General features: G+C 59.8%; 18 protein-coding genes and 1 pseudogene. 12 read left to right on the top strand and 7 right to left on the bottom strand.

The features are described 5' to 3' along the window. Positions 1–61: 61 nt before the first annotated feature. On the bottom strand, positions 62–1,216 hold the full coding sequence (hpxO, locus tag QVF11_RS03885) for an FAD-dependent urate hydroxylase HpxO (RefSeq protein WP_287855260.1): 1,155 nt from the start codon (positions 1,214–1,216) through the stop codon (positions 62–64). A 240-nt stretch (positions 1,217–1,456) separates the two neighbouring features. Here hpxO and uraD point away from each other — a divergent pair, with 240 nt between their 5' ends. Together uraD and uraH are read left to right on the top strand one after the other, a co-directional pair. Then, complete coding sequence (gene uraD / locus QVF11_RS03880; protein WP_287855259.1) at positions 1,457–1,957, top strand: 2-oxo-4-hydroxy-4-carboxy-5-ureidoimidazoline decarboxylase; 501 nt, start codon at positions 1,457–1,459, stop codon at positions 1,955–1,957. Then, the gene (gene uraH, locus QVF11_RS03875; protein WP_142512363.1) at positions 1,954–2,280 is read left to right on the top strand and encodes a hydroxyisourate hydrolase; all 327 of its coding nucleotides are present in this window, start codon (positions 1,954–1,956) and stop codon (positions 2,278–2,280) included. Before uraD ends, uraH begins: the two co-directional genes overlap by 4 nt. 87 nt (positions 2,281–2,367) lie before the next feature. Here uraH and guaD read toward each other — a convergent pair whose 3' ends face one another. Together guaD and QVF11_RS03865 are read right to left on the bottom strand one after the other, a co-directional pair. After that, complete coding sequence (guaD, locus tag QVF11_RS03870) at positions 2,368–3,687, bottom strand: guanine deaminase (protein WP_287855258.1); 1,320 nt, start codon at positions 3,685–3,687, stop codon at positions 2,368–2,370. 111 nt (positions 3,688–3,798) lie between these two features. Then, positions 3,799–5,286 (bottom strand): NCS1 family nucleobase:cation symporter-1, encoded by a 1,488-nt coding sequence (locus QVF11_RS03865; RefSeq protein ID WP_142512365.1) that lies wholly within the window; start codon positions 5,284–5,286, stop codon positions 3,799–3,801. A gap of 144 nt (positions 5,287–5,430) precedes the next feature. Between QVF11_RS03865 and QVF11_RS03860 the strand changes: the two genes are divergently transcribed. The 3 genes and pseudogenes from QVF11_RS03860 to puuE all read left to right on the top strand — a co-directional run bounded on the left by QVF11_RS03860 (position 5,431) and on the right by puuE (position 7,839). Continuing rightward, complete coding sequence (locus QVF11_RS03860; RefSeq protein WP_287855257.1) at positions 5,431–6,147, top strand: GntR family transcriptional regulator; 717 nt, start codon at positions 5,431–5,433, stop codon at positions 6,145–6,147. Further along, positions 6,147–7,055 (top strand): annotated as a pseudogene (gene hpxA / locus QVF11_RS03855) (allantoin racemase). Before QVF11_RS03860 ends, hpxA begins: the two are co-directional and overlap by 1 nt. Next, positions 6,940–7,839 (top strand): allantoinase PuuE, encoded by a 900-nt coding sequence (gene puuE, locus QVF11_RS03850; RefSeq protein ID WP_287855323.1) that lies wholly within the window; start codon positions 6,940–6,942, stop codon positions 7,837–7,839. Before hpxA ends, puuE begins: the two are co-directional and overlap by 116 nt. Before the next feature lie 595 nt (positions 7,840–8,434). On the opposite strand, the gene hpxZ is transcribed toward puuE, so the two are convergent. From hpxZ to hpxW, 4 genes are read right to left on the bottom strand one after another with little or no spacing between them, the layout of a single operon-like run. Next, a complete protein-coding gene (gene hpxZ / locus QVF11_RS03845; protein ID WP_167492792.1) occupies positions 8,435–8,821 on the bottom strand; it encodes an oxalurate catabolism protein HpxZ in 387 nt (128 codons plus the stop codon). Continuing rightward, the gene (locus tag QVF11_RS03840) at positions 8,818–10,215 is read right to left on the bottom strand and encodes an AtzE family amidohydrolase (RefSeq protein ID WP_287855256.1); all 1,398 of its coding nucleotides are present in this window, start codon (positions 10,213–10,215) and stop codon (positions 8,818–8,820) included. The genes hpxZ and QVF11_RS03840 overlap by 4 nt, the downstream gene beginning before the upstream one ends. Then, on the bottom strand, positions 10,212–10,400 hold the full coding sequence (hpxX, locus tag QVF11_RS03835) for an oxalurate catabolism protein HpxX (protein WP_287855255.1): 189 nt from the start codon (positions 10,398–10,400) through the stop codon (positions 10,212–10,214). The genes QVF11_RS03840 and hpxX overlap by 4 nt, the downstream gene beginning before the upstream one ends. A 9-nt stretch (positions 10,401–10,409) precedes the next feature. Then, positions 10,410–11,993 carry an oxamate amidohydrolase gene (hpxW, locus tag QVF11_RS03830; RefSeq protein ID WP_287855254.1) on the bottom strand — a complete coding sequence of 528 codons (1,584 nt, stop codon included), beginning with the start codon at positions 11,991–11,993 and terminating at the stop codon, positions 10,410–10,412. 168 nt (positions 11,994–12,161) lie between these two features. On the opposite strand from hpxW, the gene hpxU reads away from it, so the two are divergent. From hpxU to hpxK, 7 genes are all read left to right on the top strand, one after another. Continuing rightward, positions 12,162–13,001 (top strand): MurR/RpiR family transcriptional regulator HpxU, encoded by an 840-nt coding sequence (hpxU, locus tag QVF11_RS03825; RefSeq protein WP_142512372.1) that lies wholly within the window; start codon positions 12,162–12,164, stop codon positions 12,999–13,001. A 214-nt stretch (positions 13,002–13,215) separates the two neighbouring features. Next, positions 13,216–14,001, top strand: a complete 786-nt coding sequence (locus QVF11_RS03820) for a transporter substrate-binding domain-containing protein (RefSeq protein ID WP_139541124.1) — start codon at positions 13,216–13,218, stop codon at positions 13,999–14,001. A gap of 9 nt (positions 14,002–14,010) precedes the next feature. After that, the gene (locus QVF11_RS03815; RefSeq protein WP_112215231.1) at positions 14,011–14,676 is read left to right on the top strand and encodes an amino acid ABC transporter permease; all 666 of its coding nucleotides are present in this window, start codon (positions 14,011–14,013) and stop codon (positions 14,674–14,676) included. Next, positions 14,676–15,332, top strand: a complete 657-nt coding sequence (locus tag QVF11_RS03810; RefSeq protein ID WP_167492880.1) for an amino acid ABC transporter permease — start codon at positions 14,676–14,678, stop codon at positions 15,330–15,332. The genes QVF11_RS03815 and QVF11_RS03810 overlap by 1 nt, the downstream gene beginning before the upstream one ends. After that, entirely contained in the window at positions 15,313–16,053 is a 741-nt protein-coding gene (locus QVF11_RS03805) for an amino acid ABC transporter ATP-binding protein (protein WP_004131222.1), read from the top strand. The genes QVF11_RS03810 and QVF11_RS03805 overlap by 20 nt, the downstream gene beginning before the upstream one ends. A gap of 10 nt (positions 16,054–16,063) precedes the next feature. Then, positions 16,064–17,305: a pyridoxal-phosphate-dependent aminotransferase family protein gene (locus tag QVF11_RS03800; RefSeq protein ID WP_287855253.1), complete on the top strand. Its 1,242-nt coding sequence runs from the start codon at positions 16,064–16,066 to the stop codon at positions 17,303–17,305. Beyond that, entirely contained in the window at positions 17,302–18,552 is a 1,251-nt protein-coding gene (hpxK, locus tag QVF11_RS03795) for an allantoate amidohydrolase (protein ID WP_287855252.1), read from the top strand. Before QVF11_RS03800 ends, hpxK begins: the two co-directional genes overlap by 4 nt. Positions 18,553–18,765: the final 213 nt, after the last annotated feature.

The raw sequence follows: 18,765 nt of genomic DNA, 5'->3' as shown, positions 1-18,765 counted from the left end.
CTTACCGGGGCTACGGGTTTATTGCCGTCTGCAACCCGGGAAGGGCTCGGAACCACAGCCTTTACCCTAACGGGCCACCCTGAATGGTTTCGCACAGACCGTTGATAATCCGCTCACCGGTCTCGATTTTCAGCTCCTGGTACCAGGCTTGCGTCTGCGCCATATCTTTGCCATGGGTCACATCACAACGTTTACGCGCTTTCAGCACCAGGTCGCGAACCCGGTCGCGGCGCAGTGCTTCATACTGCTGCAATACCCCGGCAATATCGTGGCTCTGGCGGAACAGATCTCCCAGCACCACCGCATCTTCCATCGCCGCGCAGCCGCCCTGGCCGATATCCGGGGTGGTGCTGTGCCCGGCGTCGCCAAGCAGGGCGACCTTACCGCGGATCAGCTTATCAAACGGCTCAATATCATGGATTTCAATCCGGTTGGTGGTCTGCGGATCAAGAGCGGCAATCAGCTTCTGCACCTGCGGCGCCCAACCGCTGAAATAACGGCTGAGATCCGCCCGCAACGTGTTGCGATCCTCAGCAAGCCCTGTCGGAAGCGGCACATCAAAGAAAAAGTAAAACCGTCCATCAGAGACCGGCATCAGCGACACGCGCTTGCCCTCGCCAACAAAGGTCGTCCACTGATTACCCGGCGCAATCGCCTCATCGATTTCTACCAGACCATTCCAGTTAACGTAGCCCGCGTAGCGCCGCTCCGGGCTAAAGCCGAGGACGTAAGGGCGCAGCGCTGAATGGCTACCGTCGGCGGCAATTAAAAAATCCCCCTCAGCCGTTGACCCGTCGGTAAACCAGACGCGAACGCCGTCGGCGTGTTCTTCGCAGCGGGTGACCCGTTTACCAAACTGCACGGCATCGCGCCCCCAGAAGTCGAGCATTTCTCGCTGCAGCTCGGCGCGGGACACCGGGCAGGGACGACCTCCGGTGCGCTCCACCAGCGGAGCAAGGCTGAACTGGGTAAGGTTCTCTCCCTGCAGGTAATCCTTGTAAGCCAGAAAATGCATCGGGCCGCCGTAGTTCTCGATAATCTCGCCCATGCCCAAATGCTGCATACACTTCACGCCGTTGGGCCAGATAGAGATAGCCGCGCCCACCGGCTTAATTTCTTTAACTGCTTCAAACACTTCGCAGCCTACACCTGCATTTTTCAGCGCCACCGCTGCGCTCAGGCCGCCAATTCCGCCGCCGATAACTAATGCTTTCATTTTCTTCTCCTTTGCCTGGGTCATTATTGGCTGAGCAATTTGCGTACCACCCTGTTGAACGGCGATATTTACGGCAAAGGGCGGCGTAAATGCGCCAAAGTAGTGCGTTTTGCCACCGTGAGTGCCTTTTTATGAATCAAAAATTGCTAATTGAGTTATGGGGAATCTATTGTTTCATGTGGGGGAGTTTGGCGTGGTTTATGCAAGGTTCAGGTTGTGAGTGAGGCTAAAGGAGCCACGATGATTTCTCTGGAACGCTTTAATCAGCTCAGTCAAGACGATGCTCGCGCTGTACTTCAGCCCTGCGTAGCGCTTCCAATCTGGTCAGCGTCGCTGATACAGGCACGACCATTTGCGAATTTTGCCGTGCTGCTCAGCACCGCGCAGCAGCTGATGCAGGAGTGGGGAGAGGCGGAATTGAACGAGGCGCTGAGCGCCCATCCGCGTATCGGCGAGAAGCCCGCAGGGCAAGAGGCGCATGCGGCGCTCTCACGTCAGGAACAAGGGAACGTTAACGATCGCGATGCCCGGCTGGCCCAGGCGCTGAAAGAGGGTAATGCCCGCTACGAAGCGCGTTTTGGTCGGGTCTTTTTGATTCGCGCCAAAGGGCGCAGCGGGGATGAGATCTTAGAGATGCTGTCGCGTCGTTTGCGTAACAGCGATAGCGAAGAAGTACAGGACGCGTTAGCGCAGCTGCGCGAAATCACCTTATTAAGACTGGAAGGAGTTATTGGCGAATGAGCACGTTAAGTACCCATATTCTGGACGTCTCAACCGGCCGCCCGGCGCAGGGCGTTAAGGTTGTGCTGGAGCGAGAAGGGGCGCGGATTGCCAGCGGCGTGACCGATAGTCATGGCCGCATTGGCGAGCTGGGGGCCGGGCCGCTGGCGGTGGGGAGTTACCGGCTGGTTGCCGAGATTGGCGAATGGTTTGCCGCCAGCGGGCGCGAGACGCTGTATCTGAAGGCGCAGATTGATTTTGCCATCCGCAAGGCGACGGACGACCATTTTCATCTACCGTTTTTAATTGCTCCCGGTGGCTGGTCGACCTATCGCGGCAGCTAAATTCCCCCGGAGGCGGCGCTGCGCGTTCGGCACTGTCTGTGGTCTGGTAGCCCGGACAGGCACAACGTGCCGCCTCCGGGAAAAGAACTATACCGCAGCCGCATCACCCCATACGCGCTCACCGTTCACCCACGTCTCGCTGATATTACGCTCATCGCCCAGGGTCATCAGGACGAACAGCTGCTCATAGATATCTTTGCAACGCCCGTTGCGTAAGCGCTGAAGAGGCGTGACCGCCGGATCGATAACCACAAAATCGGCTTCTTTTCCAGGCTGGAAATTACCAATCTTCTCATCGAGACGCAGGGCGCGCGCGCCGCCGAGAGTGGCATGATAGAACGCTTCGCTGGCGCGCAGGCGATAGCTTTGCAACTGGCTCACTTTATACGCCTCACCGAGAGTGCGCAGCATATTGAACGTCGTGCCTGCGCCAACATCGCTACCGATACCCATCCGCACCTTTTTCTGCCAGCAGGTCGGTAAACGAAACAGCCCGCTGCCGAGAAACAGGTTTGAGGTCGGGCAAAAGGCCAGCGCCGAACCGGTATCGTGCAGGCACTGCCACTCTGCATCCGCCAGATGGATACCGTGGGCGAATACGCTGCGCTCACCGGTCAACTGATAGTGATGGTAAACATCAAGATAGTGCTCATGTTCCGGCCACAAGCTTTTTACCCATGCGACTTCATTGAGATTTTCGCTCAGATGCGTTTGTAGCCAGGTATCGGGAAACTCCTCCCGGAGCTGCTGTACCGCCGCCAGCAGCTCCGGCGTCGAGGTTGGCGCGAAGCGTGGCGTAATGGCGTAGCCGAGGCGGCCGCGCTGGTGCCAGCGCTGGATCAGCTCGCGAGTTTGTCGGTAGCTTTGCTCTGCGCTTTCGCTCAGATAATCCGGGGCGTGGCGGTCCATCATCACTTTCCCGGCGAGCAGGCGCATATTCAGCCGTAGCGCTTCGCTAAACAGCGCATCGACCGATTCCGGATGCAAGGTGCAAAATACCAGCGCGGTGGTGGTGCCGTGGCTCAGCAACTGGTTAACGAAAAATTGCGCGATCTCCGCGGCGTAGTCGGCGTCGGCAAACTGGCTCTCCACCGGAAACGTGTAGGTAGTGAGCCACTCCAGTAGCTGCTCGCCGAATGCGCCAATCATTTCGGTCTGCGGATAATGTACGTGGGCATCGACAAAGCCGGGGAGTAGCAGCTTACCGCGCAGGTCGCGATAGCCCTTCAGCGGATGCAAATATTGTTCGCCCTCCTGCCAGGACAGCAGCGCCTGAATGCATCCGTCCCGGAGAAACAAAATACCATCCTCCAGATAGCGCGCGTGGCGGGCGATATCGTCAGCGCTATCGGCAACAGCGGCGATATCGAAAAATGCGCCGCGAACTGCGGCATGGTAGTCCATCATCTTTGGCTGCCTTGTGGATTAGCGAAAGGATAGGTTAATTGAGCAAGATTGATGCCAGTTTGCGCAGGAGGAGAACCGCCGCGACAGGATGCCGCGGCGGGGGAAGGAGAATCACTCTTTCTGGGCGAGGGCGCTAAAACCGGCAGCGGTGCCGATGCGTTCGTCGCGGGCAATCCAGCGATAGGCCGCGCCGCTCAGGAATACGCCGATAAACCAGCTAAAGTTAGCCACTTCGTGCAGGGCCGGAATAAAACTGATGATCAGACCAATAGCAACGGAAGGTACCAACGCGGCGATAGCTTTCGGGTTAAAGCCGTTGCGGTACCAGTACTGGCCTTTAGGCGTGTCATCGAACAGGTCGTTGATCGAAACCTGCCCGCGCTTAATGATGTAGAAATCGACGATCAGGATGCCGAACAGCGGGCCGATAAACGCCCCCAGGACGTCGAGGGTATAATGGATAAGCTCCGGTGAGTTAAACAGGTTCCACGGCGTCAACAGGATTGACCCGACGGCGGCAATCATCCCTCCGGTACGGAAGCTGATTTTCTGCGGCGAGCAGTTCGAGAAATCGAACGCCGGAGAGACAAAGTTAGCCACGATATTAATCCCGATGGTGGCGGTGATCATGGTCAGCAGGCCAATGGCGACCGCCAGGTCGTTGCCCACGCGGCTGACGGTTTCAATCGGGTCGGTGATCATGCGGCCAAACAGCGACTGGGTGCCGGAAACAATCACTACGGTCACGATAGAGAACAGCAGGAAGTTGAACGGCAGGCCCCAGCGGTTGCCGCGGCGGATCTCGCCCATGCTTTTACCGTAGCGCGAGAAATCGCCAAAGTTGAGCAGCGGACCGGAGAAGTAGGAGACCACCAGCGCGGTGGCGGTGATCATCTGCCAGGTTTGCTCCCCGGCGCTCAGCGATTTGCTGGCGAGGGTAAAGGAGATCCCGTCAAAACCAGTTTTGTATACAATCCATCCCGCTAACGCCAGCATCACTACGTAGACCGCCGGACCGGCAATATCGATAAAGCGCTTAATGGCGCTCATCCCGTGCCAGAACACCATTGCCTGTAGCAGCCACATGGTGGCGAAGCACAGCCAGCCCAGATGCGACAAGCCAAGGAAGCTGGCCTCGGTGAGCGTTGACAGCGACGGCCAGAACTTCAGCAGCACCAGCATCAGCGCGTTGGCCGCCAGATAAGTCTGAATGCCGTACCACGCGAAGGCGATAAGCCCGCGGATCACCGCCGGAATATTGGCCCCGAAGACGCCAAATGCCTGACGACAGATCACTGCGTAGGGGACACCCGCCATCTGGCTGGGCTTCGCCACCAGATTCGCGCATAGCTGAACGATACAAATCCCCACCAGCAGGCATAGCAGCACCTGCCAGCTTGCAAGGCCAAGAGTAAAGAAGCTCGCGGCAACCACATAACCCCCCATGCTGTGCACATCCGACATCCAGAAAGAAAAGATGTTGTACCAGCTCCAGTTCTGGTCGCGCGTCGGCGCCAGATCCTCATTGCAAAGTCGTGGGCTGTATCCAGCGTGGGGATCAGCGGCCTTAACCTGGTGCGTATTTTGTGTATTTGGCATGAAACCTGCTCCTGTAAATGAAAACCCGTTTAAATGGATTGCAGGAGGTGTTGCAGGATTCAGGCCAAAACAGTTAATTTTGTATGCAATAATTAATTTTTATGTATACGATTTGGCATCAGAAAGTAAAAATTGGAGTGGTTAATGAACAACCAAGATCGCCTGCAGGCCGCGCCAGAGCTGCACGACAAAGACGAATCAATCTATCAGGCGCTGATGACCGCTATCGTCGAGCATCAGCTGCCGCCGGGAAGCAAACTGCCGGAAGAGGCCCTGGCAGAGGTGTTTGGCGTGAGCCGCACGGGGATCAGAAAAGTGCTGCAGCGACTCGCCACTGTGCAAATGGTCACTTTGACGCCCAAACGTGGTGCACAGGTCGCCAGCCCGACGGTCGAAGAAGCGCAGGAGATCTTTCGCACCCGCGCGTTGCTGGAGGTGGCGAATTTGCCGGATGTGCTGGCGCGCTGCCAGCCGCCGCATCTGGCGGCGCTGGAAACCGTCACCCGTCAGGAGCAGCTGGCGCACGAAAGCTATAACGGCCCGGCGGCGATCCGCTACTCCGCCGAGTTTCATATACAGCTACAGGCGATTTCCGGCAATCAAGTGCTCACCGAGATGGTGACCCGCCTGAGCCAGCGCTCTTCATTAGTTATTGCTGCGTGGGGATCGCCGTGGCGTCAGGGCTGCCGCTGTGACGATCATGAACAGCTTATTCAGCTATTGCGTGACAAAGCGCTGCAGCCTCTGGGCGATGCGCTAACGCACCATTTTGAACATATCGTCGCCAGCCTCTGTTTTGAGCGTTCTGGCGTGACCTTACCTGATTTTGCCCGGCTGTTTGCCGATTATAAGGAGCCGTAATGGCCGCTATTTGTATACAAGTGATAAATCCTAATACCAGCCCCGGGATGACGGAAACCATCGGTGCCGCCGCGCGGGCGGTTGCCGCGCCGGGAACTGAAATTCTGGCGGTCTGCCCGAGCGAGGGCGTACCGTCAATAGAGGGCCATTTTGATGAAGCCATTGCCGCCGTCGGCGTGCTCGAGCAGATTAAAGCCGGTCGCCAGCAGGGGGTGGATGGTCACGTGATTGCCTGCTTTGGTGACCCGGGTCTGCTGGCAGCGCGCGAGCTGGCGCAAGGGCCGGTGGTGGGGATTGCGGAAGCGGCGATGCATATGGCGACGCTGGTCGCCACCCGTTTCTCCATCGTGACCACGCTACCGCGCACCTTAATTATCGCTCGTCATCTCCTGCATCAGTATGGTTTTCACGACCACTGCGCTGCGCTACACGCGATTGATTTACCGGTGTTGGCGCTGGAGGACGGCAGCGGTCTGGCGCAGGAGAAAGTGCGCGCGCGCTGTATTCAGGCGCTAAAGGAGGATGGCTGCGGGGCTATCGTGCTGGGCTGCGGCGGGATGGCGACGATCGCTCAGGAGCTGACTCGCGAACTGCGCGTGCCGGTAATTGATGGCGTCAGCGCGGCGGTCAAAATGGTTGAGTCGCTGGTGGCGTTGGGTCTGTCGACCAGCAAGCACGGCGATCTGGCCTTTCCCGAAGCTAAGGCGTTGAGTGGCAAATTTCAGGCATTAAATCCATTTTAAATTGAAGAGGTGGCAGATGGCATTTTGGGCAGACGATTATCCGCGCGACCTGCGCGGCTACGGCGGGCAGCCGCCGCACGCGCAGTGGCCGAACAACGCGCGGGTTGCCGTGCAGTTTGTTTTGAACTACGAAGAGGGTTCGGAAAACCATGTGCTGCACGGTGATGCCGGTTCCGAACAGTTTCTGTCCGACATCATCGGTGCCGCCAGCTATCCTGACCGCCATATGTCGATGGACTCATTATATGAGTACGGCAGCCGCGCGGGTTTCTGGCGCATCCATAATGAGTTCAGCAAGCGTGGACTGCCGCTGACCGTGTTCGGCGTCGCCATGGCGCTGGCGCGTCATCCCGAGGTGGTCGAGGCGATTAAAACGGCGAACTATGACGTGGTCAGCCACGGCTGGCGCTGGATCCATTACCAGAATATGCCCATCGAACAGGAGCGGGAGCATCTGAATAAAGCGGTGCAGGTATTAACCGATCTGTTTGGCAAACCGCCCACCGGGTGGTACACCGGGCGCGATAGCCCCAATACCCGCCAGCTGGTGGTTGAACACGGCGGTTTTGATTATGACAGCGATTATTACGGCGACGATTTGCCGTTCTGGAGCGAAGTGGCGTGCAGCGACGGTACGCGTAAGCCGCATCTGATCGTGCCTTATACCCTCGATGCCAACGATATGCGCTTCGCCACCGCTCAGGGGTTCAATACCGCCGAGCAGTTTTACACCTATCTGAAAGACAGCTTCGATGTGCTGTATGAAGAGGGAGCCAGCGCGCCGAAGATGATGTCTATCGGCATGCACTGCCGCCTGCTTGGGCGTCCGGGCCGCTTCCGCGCCCTGCAGCGTTTCCTTGATTATGTTCAACAGCACGACCAGGTTTGGATCTGTACCCGTCAGCAGATTGCCGATCACTGGCGTGAATTTCATCCGTTTGGTGGGTAACGTTGTTCCCCGGATCGCGCCGCAATCGGCTTACCCGGGCTACCGGCCCGCAGACGGTGGTGGGCCCGTAGCCCGGGCAAGGCGCATCGCGCCGCCCCCGGGGGAAGGCCGCAGAGTGTTGCAGGATTTCCCGGAGGCGATGCTGCGCATCTGTCCGGGCTACCGGCCCGCAGACGGTGGTGGGCCCGTAGCCCGGTCAGCGAAGCGCCACCGGGGAAGCAAACCGCAGAGTATTTCAGACCAGGCACATTCCCGGAGGCGATGCTGCGCATCTGTCCGGGCTACCGGCCCGCAGACGGTGGTGGGCCCGTAGCCCGGTCAGCGAAGCGCCACCGGGGAAGCAAACCGCAGAGTATTTCAGACCAGGCACATTCCCGGAGGCGATGCTGCGCATCTGTCCGGGCTACCGGCCCGCAGACGGTGGTGGGCCCGTAGCCCGGTCAGCGAAGCGCCACCGGGGAAGCAAACCGCAGAGTATTTCAGACCAGGCACATTCCCGGAGGCGATGCTGCGCATCTGTCCGGGCTACCGGCCCGCAGACGGCGATTGACCCGTAGCCCGGTCAGCGAAGCGCCACCGGGAAATGCGCAAGGACTTAACTCATCAAGCTGACCTGGGCGGCGACGATGCGCCAGCCAAAGGGGAAACGCACCCAGGTTTGCTGCTGGCGGCCTATGCGCTCGCTGCCTGCTCGGGTGAATTCCGTGCTGCACACCGCGTAATCTTCACCGAAAGTGGTGATGGTGGTGTGCCGCAGTTCGCGCTGCAAACCGGCCGCAGGACGGGCGGCGCGGAAGGCGCGGATTTCGTCGATACCGTATAAATTTTCTCCGGCTCCCAGCCGTACCGTGCGCTTATCGTGCCAGAACAGCTCATCCAGCACCGCAATATCATTGCTCACCAGCGCCTCCTCATAGCGGTAAAACGCCGCCGTTACCTCGGCGAGGACGAGCGGGCGGTTAATATGCTCTTGCGTCATCATGCTGCTATCTCCGCAGGGCGGGCATCGGTCATGCCCATCTCTTCCAGCGCCCGCGCCACGCGCAGGCAGGCTTGTTCGTTAAACGGCGCGGCAATTAATTGCATGCCAATCGGCTGCCCGCTCGCCGTGCGCAGCGGTACCGTGGTCACCGGTAACCCCAGGAAAGAGATAGGCTGGGTCAGCATTCCCATACTGGCGCGAATGGGCAGCGGCTGGCCGTTGATCTCCATCGTCTGCGCGCCGATGAGCGTGGCGCTGCAAGGCGTCGCTGGGGCGATCAGCACATCGGCGTGGGCGAACAGGGCTTTAAACGTCTGCTGCGCGTGGCGGCGGAAGCGCTGGGCCTGGAGATACCAGGACGCTGGAATCATCGCCCCTGCCAGCAGGCGCTCGCGGGAGTGTGGCTCAAAACGCTCAGGTTCGCGGCGCAGGGCGGGCAGGTACTGATTTCCCCCCTCGGAGGCACTCATAATAAACGCCGCCGACCGGGCCAGCTCGGCCTCCGGGAAGATCAACTCTTCATGCGCCCCAAGCGCCTGGGCTACGCGGGCGACAGCGGTACGCGCATCGTTATCGCACCAGGTTGAAAAATAGCCGCCGAGGGTAGCGCAGCGCAGCCCTTCCAGGCCCCGCGGCAGCAGGTTAGCCGTGCGCTCGCTGGCCTTGTCGGCCTGAAAACCATCGGCGGGATCGCGGCCCTGTAGCGCGTCATAAACCGCTGAAAGGTCGCAAACGCTGCGGGCAAACGGGCCGATGTGGTCAAGACTGGCGACGAACGGATGGCTACCGGAGCGCGACAAGCGGCCAAAGGTCGGCTTCAGGCCAAATATCCCGCACAGCGAGGCCGGGACGCGAATAGAGCCGTTGGTATCGCTCCCCAGCGAAAAATGCACCAGCCCGGCGGCCACAGCTGCCGCCGATCCGCCTGAAGAACCTCCGGCGATCCGCGAAAGATCGTGCGGGTTATGCGTCGCTCCGTAGTGGCTGTTTTCGGTGGTAAAACCGTAGGCGTAGGCATCCATATTCAGCATGCCGGATAGCAGCGCGCCCGCGCTATGCAGCTGGCGTACCGCCCAGCTATCGGCAGTCGCCGCAGGACGGTCGCTCAGCAGCTGCGCTCCGGCAAGGGTCGTGTGCCCGGCGACATCGAACAGATTTTTCACCGCATAGGGAACGCCAGCCAGCGCGGGCAGAGGCTTTTTTTCCCGTCGCAGAGTGTCGATATCCTCCGCCTCTGCCAGCATTCGCTTTTCGCTGACGTGGGTCCAGGCGTTGATCTGCGGGTTAACGCGCGCGATGTTCTCCAGCGTGTGGCGGGCAATTTCTTTGGCGCTGAGTTCACCGCTGGTCAGCGCGCGCTGTATTTCGTGAATCGTCATTTCATTGAGCTTCATGCTTTATACACTCCGGCAATTTCGACTCGTTCGTCGAGTGGGAAGGCCAGCAGCGGCCTGGCCATCGCGGCAATGCGGCTGAACTGCACTCTGAGCTCTGCGCGGCGTTCTTCGTCCAGCTCCAGCGCCAGCAGCTGTTCCATTTGTGTGAGATAAGCGTCCCATTCGTTGTGCGGTGTGTTCATTATCGGCTCCTAATATCCGGCGGCGGAGCCGTTGCTGCGCGGATCGCTGGCCCCCTCAAACAGGCCATTGGGGTGGCGAACAATCGCCCCGGCGTGGCCCATGGCTTCGCTAAAATCGGCCAGAACTTCAACGTCGTGCCCCAGCTCGCGCAGTTGGGCGATGCTTTCAGCGCTGAAGCGGCCTTCCAGCTTGAGTGAGTCAGAGGTTTGTCCCCAGGTGCGTCCCAGCAGCCAGCGCGGCCGGGTGATGCTCTCCTGCAGTGGCGCATTTTGCAGCACGTAGCGGGTGAAGATGGCGGCCTGGGTTTGCGGCTGGCCGTCGCCGCCCATCGAGCCATAAACCATCACCCGGCCATCGTTTAGCCGTGCGGCGGCGGGATTCAGGGTATGAAACGGTTGTTTACCGGGGGCCAGCGCCAGCAGGTGGCTCGGGTCAAGGCTGAACGACGCTCCGCGGTTCTGCCAGACGATCCCGCTATCCGGCAGCACCACGCCGCTGCCGAACTCGTGGTAGAGGCTCTGGATAAAGGAAACCGCAAGGCCGTTTTTATCGATCACGCCCATCCACACCGTATCGCCCGGACCTTTGCCTGTGCCCCATGGCGCGGCCTGCTGGTCGTTAATTTTATCCGCCAGCGGCTGTAGCGCGGTGGGCTCCAGCAGGCTTTGAATATCGACATCCAGGTGGCGCGGGTCGGTGATATGCGCGTCGCGCAGGCCGAAGGCCAGCTTGGTGGCCTCAACAATGCGGTGGACGGTCATCGCCTCATCGGCCTCGGCCATCGCCAGCCGGTCGGTGATGCCGAGAATGGCCAGCGAAACCAGCCCTTGAGTCGGCGGTGCGAGGTTCCACAGTTCGCCGTGCTGATGATCGAGCCTCAATGGCTGCGGGCGGCGGGCGCGATGCTGTTGTAGGTCGCTGAGGGTCACCGGCAGCCCGTACTTTTCCATGCCGCGGGCCAGATGCTCCGCCAGCGGCCCGCGATAGAAGCTGTCTAATCCTTCCTCTGCTAAACGACGCAAGGTGTTCGCCAGTGCTGGTTGTAAAAAGCGGCTGCCGGCTTTCGGCGGCAGGCCGTCGACCAGATACGTTTCGGCAAAGCCGGGCTGGTCGCACAGCTCGCTGAATTTACCGGCGGTTGCGCTGGCCTGCGAGGCGGTGACCGGGATGCCGTTTGCCGCGTAGCCGATGGCGTCCTCCAGCAGGCGCGTCAGCGGCAGCCCACTTGCGGTTAAATCGCGCGAAATCTTCAGCGCTTCATCCCAGCCGCTAACGGTACCCGCCACGGTCAGCGCTGCCTGCGGGCCACGATGGGGAATGTGCGCCAGTCCGGCATAGGCCTGCGGCGTTGCCCGCGAACCCGCCGCGCCGCTGGCGTCAATGGCAATGGGGTCGCCTTCGGGCGGGACGATAAGCCAGAAACCATCGCCACCGAGTCCGTTCATATGCGGGTAAACCACGGCAATCGTCGCGGCGGCGGCGACCATGGCTTCGATCGCGCTTCCCCCTTCGCGCAGAACCGCCAGCGCGCTTTGGCTGGCCAGATGATGGGGGGCGACCGCCATCCCGTGGGCGGCAACATGACTTTGCATGGAGTGTCCTCAATTAACAGAATCGTTTGCTGAGGGTTGCAAAAGCTGTTCCATGTCTGAACGTAAAGTTTCAACCGCTGTCGACACCGCGCATTTTTTGCGGAACTGGCATGCATTATGAAAGCGGATACGGTTATGATGCGGTGAAACGAAAGTTACAGAGGTCTTATGCAACAGCTTGATGAACGACTAAAAGAGCAGTACGCGTCTTTATCGCCCCAGGAGCAGCGGGTGGCGGATTTTATTTTCGATCATTTTGATGACCTGATTAGTTACAACAGCGCAGAGCTGGCACAGCTTAGCGGCGTATCGAAAGCCACGGTCAGCCGTCTGTTCAAGCGTCTGGGCTATGAGAAATATAAAGATATGCGCGATGAGCTGCGCACGCTGCGCCAGAGCGGCATGCCGCTGACCGACAACCGCGATGCGGTGCAGGGTAACACGCTGCTGGCGCGCCACTATAAACAGGAGATGGCGAATCTGACCCAGTGGGTCAACGCGCTGGATGTGCAGCAGTTCGCCGAGGCGATTCAGGCGCTGGTTGCCGCCCGGCGTATTGTTATTGTCGGTATGCGCAATGCTTATCCTGCGGCGCTGCACCTGCGCCAGCAGCTATTACAGGCGCGCGGGCAGGTGCTGGTGCTGCCGCAGCCAGGACAAAGCTTAAGCGAAGAGCTGGTGGATTTAACCGCCGAAGATCTGGTGGTGGTGATGGCGTTCCGCCGACGCCCGCGGATTATTCGCCCGCTGTTGCAGCAGCTACAGAGCAGCGGGATCCCGGTTCTGCTGATGTGCGAGCCGCAGGCTCATGGCCTGTTTCCGCTCGCGCGCTGGCAGCTCTGCGCGCCGCTGGATAGCGTATCGGCCTACGACAGCTACGCCTCGGTCAACAGCCTGATCAATCTGCTGGCGAACGCTTTCCTGCATGAAATCCTCGATAAAGGGCGTCCGCGCATTCACGACATAGCGACCCTTTACCAACAACTGGACGAACTGGAACAACGATAATGGGGCGCCAGCGTGGTGCTTTGCATAGTTTTGGTGCGCTAAAAAAACGAGGAGACGCGCCTCCGTTTCCTCTTAATTCATCTCTTTCTCTTTTATTCCCGGTAGTTAACTGAATTTCGGTTAATGGCTTAACGCTGAGATTTATCTGGCACATTAGTTGCAAAAGTGACTTTAAAGAATCTTTTGTTTCATGCTAACGTAACGGGTAAACATCATGAAGAAACTGTTGATCGCACTGGCCGGGGCCGCTTGTCTGTTAACCAACCTGTCGGCGGCGAAGGCTGACCAGCTCCAGGATATTGAAAAACGCGGCGTTATCCGTATTGCGGTGCCGCAGGATTTCCCGCCGTTTGGCTCGGTGGGCACCGACCTTCAGCCGCAGGGCTATGACATCGACATGGCGCGCTACCTCGCCAAAGAGATGAAGCTCAAATTGCAGCTGGTGCCGGTCACCAGCGCCAACCGCGTACCTTATCTGCAAACCGATAAGGTGGATCTGGTGATTTCCAGCCTCGGCAAAAACGCCGAGCGCGAGAAGGTGATTGATTTCAGCCGCGCCTACGCGCCGTTCTTCCTCGGCGTGTTTGGCCCGAAAGGCGCTGAGCTGAAAGACCCGGCGGCGCTGAGCGGGAAAAGCGTTGGCGTGACCCGCGGCGCGGTGGAAGACATGGTGCTGACCAGCGTGGCGCCGAAAGAAGCGCAGATTAAGCGCTACGAAGATAACAACACCACGCTGTCGGCGTATCTTTCCGGCCAGGTGCAATATGTGGCAACCGGCAACCTGGTGGTGGCGGCTATCTCGCGGCAGAACGCGGATAAAGCGCCGGTACCGAGCTTTATGCTGAAAGATTCGCCGTGCTTTATCGGGCTGAAAAAGAATGAACCGGCGCTGAAAGCGAAAGTGGATGCGCTGATTGAGCAAGGCGTCAAAGACGGCACGCTGAACGATTTGTCTGAAAAGTGGCTGAAAGCGCCGTTGCCTGCCAACCTTGGCGCGTAAGGCCCGGGCATGACGGAGCAACTTCATTTTTCTGAGCTCTGGCCGCACTGGCCGGAGCTGCTGGCGGGGCTGTGGGTGACCATTCAGCTGACAGTGCTGGCGACCATCGGCGGCCTGACGATAGGCATTTTGGGCGCGGCTATCCGCAGCGGGCGCACCTCGTGGTTCAGCCGAATTTGGGGCGGGTATGTCGAACTGATTCGCAACACGCCGTTTGTGGTTCAGCTATTTTTTATCGTCTTCGGCTTACCGAATCTGGGGCTAAAGATGACGGCGGGCGAGGCCGCGCTGCTGGCGATGGTGGTGAACCTCGGGGCCTACAGTACCGAGATCGTGCGCGCCGGAATTCAGGTGACGCCGAAAGGGCAGTGGGAGGCAGGGCGCGTGCTGGGATTGACCCGAACGCAGACCTTCATTCAGGTGATTTTGCCGCCCGCGCTACAGCGTATTTATCCGGCGCTGGTTAGCCAGTGCATTATCGTGATGCTCGGTTCATCGGTAGTGTCGCAGGTCTCTTATGAAGAGCTGACCTTCGCCGCCAACCTGATTCAGTCGCGCACCTTCCTCAGCTTTGAGGTGTATCTGGTGACGACGGGCATTTATTTAGTGCTGTCGATAACGATGCGCCAGCTGCTGATGGCGGCAGGGCGTAAATGGCTGGGGGTGCAGGCATGATGACCACCTTTACTGATTGGGACATAGTCCGCAATCTGCTGCTCGCCGGGCGCTGGACGGTGCTGCTGTCGCTGGTGGCGTTTATCGGCGGTGCGCTGGTCACTCTGCCGTTATTGCTGCTGCGTATGACCGGTGGACGCCAGGTAAAACGCCTGATCCGCGGCTATATCGAACTGTTTCAGGGAACGCCGCTGCTGATGCAGCTGTTTCTGGCTTTTTTCGGCGTAGCGCTGTTCGGCATTGACGTTTCGGCATGGACCGCGGCGTCGCTGGCGCTAACGTTTTATACCAGCGCCTTTTTGCTCGATATCTGGTTTGGCAGCATTCGCGCTCTACCAAAAGGGCAGTGGGAAGCGTCGCGCTGCCTGGGGTTGAGCTTTGGTCAGACTCTATGCCGGGTGGTGGCCCCGCAGGCGCTGCGGATCGCTATCGCCCCAACGGTGGGTTTTGCCGTCCAGGTGATTAAGGGCACGGCGCTGGCGTCGATTATCGGCTTCGTCGAGCTGACGAAAGCGGGCACGATGCTGACCAACGTGACGTATCAGCCGTTTAAAGTCTTTGCGCTGGTGGCGCTGGGCTATTTCATTCTGTGTTACCCGCTGTCCCGCTACAGCCGTTATCTGGAGAACAAATTCAATGCCTCTCATCACCATTAATCAGATGCAGAAGTATTACGGCGATAACCACGTGCTCAAGGGCGTCGATCTGGATATCGATATGGGCGAAGTTATCTCGATTATCGGCCGCAGCGGGTCCGGAAAAAGCACGCTGCTGCGTTGTATTAATGGTCTTGAAGGCTATCAGGAAGGCAGCATTAAGCTCGGCGGGATGACCATCACCGACCGCGATTCCCAGGCGCGGGAAATCAGCCGTTCTATCGGTATGGTGTTCCAGAACTTTAACCTGTTCCCGCATATGACGGCGCTGGAAAACGTCATGCTGGCACCGCGCCGGGTACTGAAAAAGAGCGCCGCCGAGTGCCGTGAACTGGCCCAGCGGATGCTGGAAAAGGTGGGGCTTGGCGACCGGCTTGATTACTACCCGTCCAGTCTTTCCGGCGGCCAGCAGCAGCGCGTGGCGATTGCCCGGGCGCTGGCGATGTCGCCAAAAGTTTTACTCTGTGACGAGATAACCTCGGCGCTGGACCCAGAGCTGGTTGGCGAAGTGCTCAAAGTGCTGGAGCAGCTGGCGGCGGAAGGTATGACGCTGATTCTCGTGACCCATGAAATGAATTTTGCCCGCGAAGTGGGCGACCGCGTAGTGTTTATGCATCAGGGACGGGTCTGGGAGCAGGGCGACAGCAAAACGCTGTTTGCCAATCCGCAGACCAGCGAGCTGAAGCAGTTTATTTCATCCGTGCGCGGCCTCAATCAATAAGGACTTAAAGATGGATATCACTCAGTTTTCGCAAATCAACCCGCCGTCACGCCTGCTGATGGGGCCTGGCCCGATTAACGCCGACCCGCGCGTGCTGCGCGCCATGTCGAGCCAGCTTATCGGCCAGTATGACCCGGCGATGACCCACTATATGAATGAGGTGATGGCGCTATACCGTGGCGTATTTCGCACCGAAAACCGCTGGACGATGCTGGTGGACGGTACCTCGCGGGCGGGGATTGAAGCGATTCTGATTTCGGCTATTCGTCCCGGCGACAAGGTGCTGGTGCCGGTGTTTGGCCGCTTTGGTCATCTGCTGTGTGAAATCGCCCGCCGCTGCCGGGCGGAAGTACACACCATAGAAGTACCGTGGGGTGAAGTTTTTACCCCGGATCAGGTTGAAGATGCCATCAAACGCGTGCGCCCGCGCCTGCTGCTGACGGTACAGGGCGATACCTCAACCACCATGCTGCAACCGCTGGCGGAGCTGGGGAAAATCTGCCGCCGCTACGACGTGCTGTTTTACACCGACGCCACCGCCTCGCTGGGCGGCAACCCGCTGGAAACCGATGCCTGGCAGCTGGATGCGGTGTCGGCGGGGATGCAAAAATGCCTCGGCGGCCCGTCCGGGACGTCGCCGGTGACGCTCAGCGCGCGCATGGAAGAGGCCATTCGCCGCCGTAAATGCGTGGAAGAGGGGATCCGTACCGATGCCCATCGCGACGGCGACGAAGAGATGATCTACTCCAACTACTTCGACCTCGGCATGATTATGGATTACTGGGGGCCGGAGCGCCTGAATCACCATACCGAAGCCACTTCGGCGCTGTTTGCTGCTCGCGAATGCGCACGTCTGATCCTGCAGGAAGGTCTGGATAACGGTATCGCCCGCCATAAGCTGCACGGTGACGCACTGGTAAAAGGCATCCAGGCGATGGGGCTGGAGACCTTCGGCGATCTGAAACATAAGATGAACAACGTGCTGGGGGTGGTGATCCCGCAGGGGATCAACGGCGACCAGGCGCGCAAGCTGATGCTGGAAGATTTCGGCATTGAAATCGGTACCTCGTTCGGCCCGCTGCACGGCAAAGTGTGGCGTATCGGCACCATGGGCTACAATGCGCGTAAGGATTGCGTAATGACCACCCTCAGCGCGCTGGAGTCGGTGCTCAACTATCTCAAATTCTCGACCACTCAGGGGGCCGCGATGCAGGCCGCGTGGGATCACTATCGCAGCGAGAGCGCGCAATGAGTCAAACAACACGCCAGCAGGCGGAGATGCAGCAGGCCGCAGCGCGGGTTATGGCCCGCGCCGATGAGCTGGCCGCGATCAGCGAAACGCCGGAGGGATTGACCCGGGTTTATTTGTCGCCCCAGCATCTGCAGGCCAACCAGCAGGCGGCGCTGTGGATGACCCAGGCCGGAATGACCGTCTGGCAGGACAGCGTCGGCAATATTTGCGGGCGCTACGAAGGGGAACAGGAAGGCGCACCGGCTATCCTGCTGGGGTCGCATCTTGATACCGTGCGCAACGCCGGGCGCTACGATGGCATGCTCGGCGTACTGACGGCGATTGAGGTGGTGCACAGTTTGCACCAACAGGGGCGGCGGCTGAAAAAGGCTATCGAGATTGTCGGTTTTTGCGATGAAGAGGGGACGCGGTTTGGCATTACGCTGCTCGGCAGCCGCGGGCTGACCGGTACCTGGCCTGAGAGCTGGCTGGCGCAGAGCGATGCCGATGGCGTTAGCGTGGCGCAGGCGATGGTGCTGGCCGGGCTGGATCCGGCGCGTATTCACCTTGCCGCCCGCAGCCAGGAGGAGATTGCCGCCTATCTGGAGTTGCATATCGAGCAGGGGCCGTGTCTGGAGCAGGAAGGGCTGGCGCTGGGCGTGGTGGAGGCTATCAACGGCGCACGCCGCCTGAACTGCTGCTTTACCGGCGAGGCAGGGCACGCCGGGACGGTGCCGATGAGCCATCGCAAAGATGCGCTGGCCGCCGCCGCTGAGTGGATGGTGCTGGTAGAGACTCTGACCCGCGAGCAGGGTGGAAATCTGGTTGCTACGGTAGGGACGCTGCGCTGCGCCCCCGGCGCGGTTAACGTGATCCCCGGCGAAGTGACGCTGACCCTCGATATTCGCGGGCCGAACGACCAGCCGCTCGATGCGCTGTTGAACAGGCTACTAGCGAGTGCGCAGGAAATTGCTGCCCGCCGCCAGCTGCAGTTCAGCGCCGAAGAGTTTTACCGCATTGCCGCCACCGCCTGCGATAGCGAATTGCAGCGGGTATTAAACGAGGCGGTGCAGGAGGTGCAGGGGGGGGCAGTTAGCCTGCCGAGCGGCGCCGGGCATGATGCCATCGCTATCGCCGAGCGCTGGCCGTCAGCGATGCTGTTTGTGCGCTGCAAAGGCGGCATCAGCCATCACCCCGCCGAGTCGGTCACCGCCGACGATGTGGCGCTGGCGATAGACGCGTACTCGCGCGCGGTGTTGAAGCTGTAAACGGCTCCCGGAGGCGATGCTACGCATCTGTCCGGGCTACTCGCTACCCAACCTTCAGACCGTGCGAACCTGTAGCCCGGGCAAGGCGCTCTGCGCCGCCCCCGGGAAAGGCAGATCAGCATCAACATCCCCCGGGCTGCGGCTGACGCCATACCCGGGCTACCCAACCTTCAGACCGTGCGAACCTGTAGCCCGGGCAAGGCGCTCTGCGCC

Origin of the sequence: Klebsiella sp. (assembly GCF_027492335.1) — a bacterium.
In the GTDB taxonomy this organism is placed as follows: Bacteria; Pseudomonadota; Gammaproteobacteria; order Enterobacterales; family Enterobacteriaceae; genus Klebsiella; species Klebsiella huaxiensis.
Note: the sequence above shows the minus strand (reverse complement) of the source record. Positions and strands in the feature narration are given on the sequence as shown.

Excerpts from the sequence above, each read along its gene's own strand:
- hpxZ (WP_167492792.1), bottom strand. The coding sequence starts at position 8,821 with ATGATGACGCAAGAGCATATTAACCGCCCGCTCGTCCTCGCCGAGGTA.
- uraD (WP_287855259.1), top strand. The coding sequence starts at position 1,457 with ATGATTTCTCTGGAACGCTTTAATCAGCTCAGTCAAGACGATGCTCGC.
- QVF11_RS03810 (WP_167492880.1), top strand. The coding sequence starts at position 14,676 with ATGACCACCTTTACTGATTGGGACATAGTCCGCAATCTGCTGCTCGCC.
- hpxU (WP_142512372.1), top strand. The coding sequence starts at position 12,162 with ATGCAACAGCTTGATGAACGACTAAAAGAGCAGTACGCGTCTTTATCG.
- QVF11_RS03805 (WP_004131222.1), top strand. The coding sequence starts at position 15,313 with ATGCCTCTCATCACCATTAATCAGATGCAGAAGTATTACGGCGATAAC.
- hpxO (WP_287855260.1), bottom strand. The coding sequence starts at position 1,216 with ATGAAAGCATTAGTTATCGGCGGCGGAATTGGCGGCCTGAGCGCAGCG.
- QVF11_RS03820 (WP_139541124.1), top strand. The coding sequence starts at position 13,216 with ATGAAGAAACTGTTGATCGCACTGGCCGGGGCCGCTTGTCTGTTAACC.
- hpxK (WP_287855252.1), top strand. The coding sequence starts at position 17,302 with ATGAGTCAAACAACACGCCAGCAGGCGGAGATGCAGCAGGCCGCAGCG.
- uraH (WP_142512363.1), top strand. The coding sequence starts at position 1,954 with ATGAGCACGTTAAGTACCCATATTCTGGACGTCTCAACCGGCCGCCCG.
- guaD (WP_287855258.1), bottom strand. The coding sequence starts at position 3,687 with ATGATGGACTACCATGCCGCAGTTCGCGGCGCATTTTTCGATATCGCC.
- hpxX (WP_287855255.1), bottom strand. The coding sequence starts at position 10,400 with ATGAACACACCGCACAACGAATGGGACGCTTATCTCACACAAATGGAA.
- QVF11_RS03860 (WP_287855257.1), top strand. The coding sequence starts at position 5,431 with ATGAACAACCAAGATCGCCTGCAGGCCGCGCCAGAGCTGCACGACAAA.
- hpxW (WP_287855254.1), bottom strand. The coding sequence starts at position 11,993 with ATGCAAAGTCATGTTGCCGCCCACGGGATGGCGGTCGCCCCCCATCAT.
- QVF11_RS03840 (WP_287855256.1), bottom strand. The coding sequence starts at position 10,215 with ATGAAGCTCAATGAAATGACGATTCACGAAATACAGCGCGCGCTGACC.
- QVF11_RS03800 (WP_287855253.1), top strand. The coding sequence starts at position 16,064 with ATGGATATCACTCAGTTTTCGCAAATCAACCCGCCGTCACGCCTGCTG.
- QVF11_RS03815 (WP_112215231.1), top strand. The coding sequence starts at position 14,011 with ATGACGGAGCAACTTCATTTTTCTGAGCTCTGGCCGCACTGGCCGGAG.
- QVF11_RS03865 (WP_142512365.1), bottom strand. The coding sequence starts at position 5,286 with ATGCCAAATACACAAAATACGCACCAGGTTAAGGCCGCTGATCCCCAC.